Source organism: Streptomyces milbemycinicus (assembly GCF_002154605.1).
In the GTDB taxonomy this organism is placed as follows: Bacteria; Actinomycetota; Actinomycetes; order Streptomycetales; family Streptomycetaceae; genus Streptomyces; species Streptomyces milbemycinicus.
Genome location: NZ_MUNE01001162.1, coordinates 1 through 1055, shown reverse-complemented (window position 1 = coordinate 1055; position 1055 = coordinate 1). Strand labels below are relative to the sequence as shown.

The window sequence follows — 1055 nt, the reverse complement described above, 5'->3', positions numbered from 1 at the left end:
GGGTGGCCGTGAGGGCGGGGAGGTCGAGCGTGTCGGCGAGGACCGCCGTGAAGTCGTGGCGGATGAAGTAGTCGAAGTTGGCGCGGCGCAGGTCGTTGATGGGCTGCGGGGTCAGGCCGGGTTCGGAGTCGCGGCCGCGGGTGTCGATGCCGAGGACGCGGGCGATCTCCGGGAGGGCGGGGGCGAGGCCGTCGCGTACGTAGAGCCGCTGCAGGTGGGCGAGTTCATGCTCGTGGTGGGTCCGTTCGGCGGCGGGCAGCAGGCGGGGCGCGACGGGTTCGTGGGCGATCAGGGTGTGGATCCGGCCCGGGTGGCGCAGCGAGAGGTGCAGGCCGATGACGGCGCCGAGGCTGCAGCCGAGCATCGCGGCCGGCTCGGGTGTCACCGCCGCGAGCACGCGCGCCGCGTCGTCCGCGTGCTCGGCGAGCGTCGCCCCGCCGGACGGGTCGTGGAGTCGGCTCCGTGACAGGCCCCGCCGGTCGTAGGTGACCACGGTGTATGTGTCGGCGAGGCGCGCGGCGAGGTCGACGCTGCGGTCGGCGTCCCCCTCGCCGCTCTGGCCGATCAGCAGCGCGGGTCCGGCCCCGCGTACCTGGTAGTGGAGGGTGGCGCCGGGCGCGTCGAGGGTGCCGGTGCGGGTGTTCTCGTACGTGTTCTCGTACGTCATGGGGTTCCCCTCGTGTCAGTGGCGTGGCTGCCACGCATCTGGCTGCCACGCCTCACCGTAATCCATCGAATTAGATGCATCAAGATAGATGTATCTAATTCGATGTACCCTCGCTCCGTGAACGGAGTCGAACTCTTCCTCCTCGGCCGTACGCTCATGAAGATCGGCGAGGACGCCATGCCCGAACCCCCCGGCGGGAGCGAACGCCACGCGGGCAGCACCCGCCTCGTGCTGATCGCCGCCAGCGATATCGCCGCGCACCCCGGCACCACCGTCGGCGATATCGCAGCCCGCACCGGACTGCCGCAGAGCCAGATCTCCACCGCCGTCGCCCGTCTGAAGGAGGCGGGGTCCATCACCACCACCCCCGACCCCGCCTCCTTCAGAC

At 71.0% G+C, this 1055-nt stretch carries 2 protein-coding genes; one reads left to right on the top strand and one right to left on the bottom strand.

From position 1 onward, the window contains the following. A partial coding sequence (locus tag CCN51_RS51800; RefSeq protein ID WP_086861286.1) for an alpha/beta fold hydrolase occupies window positions 1-667 on the bottom strand: 667 nt, incomplete at its 3' end. A gap of 117 nt (window positions 668-784) precedes the next feature. On the opposite strand from CCN51_RS51800, the gene CCN51_RS51795 reads away from it, so the two are divergent. Next, the coding region (locus CCN51_RS51795; protein ID WP_170061384.1) for a MarR family transcriptional regulator at window positions 785-1055 on the top strand (271 nt) is incomplete at its 3' end.